This is a genomic window from Bacillus sp. MD-5 (genome assembly GCF_002201875.1).
GTDB lineage: Bacteria > Bacillota > Bacilli > Bacillales > Bacillaceae > Bacillus > Bacillus stercoris.
Window position 1 is genome coordinate 1,639,985 of record NZ_CP021911.1, and the last position, 4,382, is coordinate 1,644,366.

Here is a 4,382-nt window from a genome sequence, read left to right on the forward strand (position 1 = left end):
CCTATAAAAATCATTAAAATGATCCATTGAAGGAGAGAGCGCGTTATGGATAAACAGAGAATCTTTGAAGTATTAATCACCAATATTTGCGAGGTGCTTCCTGAATTAGACGAACACAGATTTGAGCCTGAAGATCAGTTAGTTGAGCTAGGGGCTGACTCTGTAGACAGAGCTGAAATTATCACAATGGTGCTAGAAGATTTATCGTTAAAAATTCCTCGCATTGAGCTATCCGGAGTGAAAAACATCGGTGAATTAGCTGAGGTGCTTTATGACAAAGTGCAATCTGCCTGAGGTCGTAGTGACCGGTGTAGGCGTCACGGCCTCCATCGGTCAAGGAAAAGAGGACTTTGCTTCCTCGCTGCTGTCCGGCAGACATGCCTTTGATGTCATGAAGCGTTCAGGCAGACAAAAAGACAGCCGGTTTATCGGAGCTGAAATCGCATCATTGTCTTATCCCGACCGGCTTTCTAAAAAAATATTGCGGAAAGCATCATTTTCCAGCCGCGCTGCATTGGTAACTCTCACGGAGGCTTGGGAGGAGGCTGAATTGGACGATGCAGATTCCTCACGTATCGGACTAGTAGTTGGCGGGTCAAATTTCCAGCAGAGAGAAACCTTAGAGGTTTATGAAAGCTATCAAGACCGCTCTGGTTTTATTTCGCCGGCGTATGGCCTGTCTTTCATGGATAGCGATCTTTGCGGGATATGTACAGATCAGTTTGGCATCACAGGATTGGCATATACGGTAGGAGGAGCCTCGGCCAGCGGCCAGTTAGCAGTCATTCATGCGATTCAGCAAGTCCTGTCAGGCGAAGTTGATACTTGCATAGCACTTGGTGCTTTAATGGATCTTTCTTATATGGAATGTGAGGCGCTAAGGGCTTTAGGCGCTATGGGAACGGACAAATATGCTGATGAACCTGAAAAAGCGTGCCGGCCCTTCGATCAAAACAGAGACGGGTTTATTTATGGAGAATCGTGCGGTGCATTGGTAATAGAACGAAGGGAGACGGCTTTACAAAGAGGTGTTAAACCTTATGCAGCATTGCCTGGCTGGTCAATTAAACTGGACGGAAATCGGAACCCTGATCCTTCATTAGAAGGAGAGATTCATGTCATCCAGAAGGCGCTGGGGCGTGCCGGCCTTTCACCAGAAGATATTGATTATATTAATCCTCATGGTACAGGTTCTTTTATTGGAGATGAAACAGAATTAAAGGCGCTCCGTGCATGCGGGCTTTCCCATGCTTATATCAATGCAACAAAATCGATAACCGGACACGGGCTTAGTGCGGCGGGCATCGTAGAGATTATTTCTGTTTTGCTGCAAATGAAAAAATCTGCCCTGCATCCGAGCCGGAATTTGGATCATCCAATCGATGATTCCTTTCATTGGGTAAATGAGAAATCGATTTCATACCGCATCAAAAATGCGCTGAGCTTAAGCATGGGGTTTGGTGGAATGAACACTGCGGTTTGTATACAAAACATTGAGAAATGTGGAGGCGAATCATAAATGGTTTCAGCCGGAATAGAAGCGATGAATGTCTTTGGCGGAACGGCATACCTTGATGTCATGGAGCTGGCCAAATACAGACGCTTAGACACTGCCAGATTTGAAAACTTATTAATGAAAGAAAAAGCGGTAGCACTGCCTAATGAAGATCCCGTGACCTTCGGAGTCAATGCAGCTAAGCCGATAATTGATGCTTTATCTGAAGCAGAGAAGGACCGGATTGAATTATTAATCACTTGCTCTGAATCCGGGATTGACTTTGGAAAATCGTTAAGTACATATATCCACGAGCATTTAGGCCTCAACCGCAACTGCCGTTTGTTTGAGATTAAACAGGCATGTTATTCAGGAACGGCTGGATTTCAGATGGCGGTGAATTTTATATTATCCCAGACTTCCCCGGGGGCCAAAGCACTGGTTATCGCCAGTGATATTTCACGTTTTTTAATTGCAGAGGGCGGAGACGCATTAAGCGAAGATTGGTCTTATGCGGAACCAAGCGCCGGGGCGGGAGCGGTGGCCGTTTTAGTTGGCGAAAATCCCGAGGTGTTTCAAATAGATCCCGGAGCAAATGGGTATTACGGCTATGAAGTCATGGACACGTGCCGCCCCATTCCCGACAGTGAAGCGGGTGATTCTGATCTCTCTTTAATGTCATATCTGGATTGCTGCGAACAGACCTTTCTGGAATATCAAAAACGTGTACCGGGAGCCAATTATCAGGACACGTTTCAATATCTTGCTTACCATACGCCCTTTGGCGGGATGGTGAAAGGTGCACACCGGACAATGATGCGTAAGGTGGCGAAGATGAAAACAGCTGAGATTGAGACAGATTTTTTAAATCGTGTAAAACCAGGTTTAAATTACTGTCAACGGGTTGGAAATATTATGGGGGCAGCCTTGTTTCTGGCATTGGCCAGCATGATCGACCAAGGGAGATTTGATTCGCCTAAACGAATTGGCTGTTTTTCCTACGGATCCGGTTGCTGTTCCGAGTTTTACAGCGGAATTACAACTCCGGAGGGCCAGGAGCGTCAGCGAACATTTGACATTGAGAAGCATTTGGATCGCCGATACCAGCTCTCTATGGAAGAGTATGAGCTGCTGTTTAAGGGGAACGGGATGGTGCGGTTTGGGACGCGTAATGTAAAGCTGGACTTTGAGATGATACCGGGCATCATGAAGTCTGCTCAAGAGAAGCCGCGCTTGTTTTTAGAAGAAATTTCTGAGTTTCATCGGAAGTACAGGTGGATCACGTGACTTATCAAACGATAAAGGTCCGCTTTCAAGCGTCGGTTTGCTATATTACCTTTCACCGCCCTGAAGCGAATAATACGATTAATGACACGCTGATAGAAGAATGCCTGCAAGTGTTAAACCAATGTGAAACATCATCAGTGACAGTTGTCGTTTTAGAGGGGCTTCCCGAGGTGTTTTGTTTCGGAGCGGATTTTCAAGATATCTATCAGGAAATGAAAAGGGGCAGAAAACAGGCAAGCTCTCAAGAGCCTCTCTATGATTTGTGGCTGAAATTACAGACCGGTCCTTACGTCACGATATCTCATGTCAGGGGAAAAGTGAATGCAGGAGGTGTTGGATTCGTTTCTGCCACTGATATTGCCATTGCTGATCAGACGGCGTCATTCAGTCTCTCTGAGCTGCTATTTGGCCTGTACCCTGCTTGTGTTTTACCGTTTTTGATCCGCCGTATCGGCTGGCAGAAAGCGCATTACATGACACTTATGACAAAGCCGATTTCCGTTCAGGAAGCCAGTGAATGGGGGTTAATAGATGCTTTTGATGCTCAAAGTGACGTGCTGCTGAGAAAGCATTTATTGCGTTTGCGGAGGCTGAATAAAAAAGGAATCGCACATTATAAACAGTTTATGAGCTCACTCGATCATCAAGTCAGCCGTTCGAAAGCCACCGCTTTAACTGCAAATCAAGACATGTTTTCTGATCCCCAAAACCAAATGAGAATCATCAGGTATGTTGAAACAGGACAATTCCCATGGGAGGATCAGTAACCGTTTGAGCAATGAAATCAGAACCGTTAGGAGGACATCATGACGCATTCCGTTGTGGAGCTTATTGAAATTGAACACGCCATTATTCAGGTAAAAATGCATGATCGTGCTCATAAAAATGCGTTTTCACAAGAACTTACAGACGGTTTAATTCAAGCGTTTGAATACATACGGCAGCACCCCAAATATAAAGCGGTCATTTTGACAGGATATGATAATTATTTTGCTTCAGGAGGAACGCAAGAAGGACTGCTTCGAATTCAGCAGGGGTTGACCAAGTTCACTGATGACAATCTTTATTCTCTGGCGCTGGATTGCGAGATTCCAGTTATTGCGGCAATGCAGGGCCATGGAATTGGAGGCGGTTTTGTCATGGGGCTCTTTGCTGATTTTGTCATACTGAGCAGAGAAAGCGTGTATACGACTAATTTTATGAAATACGGATTTACACCTGGAATGGGCGCTACCTTTATCGTTCCTAAAAAACTGGGATTCAGCCTGGCCCAGGAAATATTATTGAATGCGGGAAGCTACCGCGGAGCTGAGCTTGAAAAAAGAGGGGTGCCCTTTAAGGTGCTGCCCCGTGCAGAAGTGTTAGATTATGCAGTGGAGCTGGCACAAGAACTGGCGGAAAAGCCGAGAAACTCATTGGTTACCCTGAAAGATCATCTGGTTGCCCCGCTTCGTGATCAGCTGCCGCGCGTCATTGAACAGGAACTGATGATGCATGAGAAAACATTTCATCATGAAGAAGTCAAAACAAGGATCAAAGGTTTATACGGGAATTAACTGAAAATCTATAAAAATTTCGCAGGTGAAATGGAGGCAGCGCG

At 45.5% G+C, this 4,382-nt stretch carries 5 protein-coding genes; all 5 read left to right on the forward strand.

The window, feature by feature from the left end; genetic code table 11:
* Positions 1 to 45 precede the first annotated feature (45 nt).
* From CDO84_RS08235 to CDO84_RS08255, 5 genes are read left to right on the forward strand one after another with little or no spacing between them, the layout of a single operon-like run.
* A complete protein-coding gene (locus tag CDO84_RS08235; protein ID WP_040083122.1) occupies positions 46 to 294 on the forward strand; it encodes an acyl carrier protein in 249 nt (82 codons plus the stop codon).
* Entirely contained in the window at positions 272 to 1,519 is a 1,248-nt protein-coding gene (pksF, locus tag CDO84_RS08240) for a polyketide biosynthesis malonyl-ACP decarboxylase PksF (protein ID WP_040083121.1), read from the forward strand. The genes CDO84_RS08235 and pksF overlap by 23 nt, the downstream gene beginning before the upstream one ends.
* Complete coding sequence (gene pksG / locus CDO84_RS08245) at positions 1,520 to 2,782, forward strand: polyketide biosynthesis 3-hydroxy-3-methylglutaryl-ACP synthase PksG (protein ID WP_040083120.1); 1,263 nt, start codon at positions 1,520 to 1,522, stop codon at positions 2,780 to 2,782.
* Positions 2,770 to 3,549 (forward strand): enoyl-CoA hydratase/isomerase, encoded by a 780-nt coding sequence (locus CDO84_RS08250; RefSeq protein WP_082033004.1) that lies wholly within the window; start codon positions 2,770 to 2,772, stop codon positions 3,547 to 3,549. The genes pksG and CDO84_RS08250 overlap by 13 nt, the downstream gene beginning before the upstream one ends.
* A 39-nt stretch (positions 3,550 to 3,588) precedes the next feature.
* Positions 3,589 to 4,338 carry a polyketide synthase gene (locus tag CDO84_RS08255; RefSeq protein WP_040083118.1) on the forward strand — a complete coding sequence of 250 codons (750 nt, stop codon included), beginning with the start codon at positions 3,589 to 3,591 and terminating at the stop codon, positions 4,336 to 4,338.
* Positions 4,339 to 4,382 lie beyond the last annotated feature (44 nt).

Bases quoted from the DNA above. Each gene is read 5' to 3' on its own strand.
- CDO84_RS08235 (WP_040083122.1), top strand. From the start codon at position 46: ATGGATAAACAGAGAATCTTTGAAGTATTAATCACCAATATTTGCGAG.
- pksG (WP_040083120.1), top strand. From the start codon at position 1,520: ATGGTTTCAGCCGGAATAGAAGCGATGAATGTCTTTGGCGGAACGGCA.
- CDO84_RS08255 (WP_040083118.1), top strand. From the start codon at position 3,589: ATGACGCATTCCGTTGTGGAGCTTATTGAAATTGAACACGCCATTATT.
- pksF (WP_040083121.1), top strand. From the start codon at position 272: ATGACAAAGTGCAATCTGCCTGAGGTCGTAGTGACCGGTGTAGGCGTC.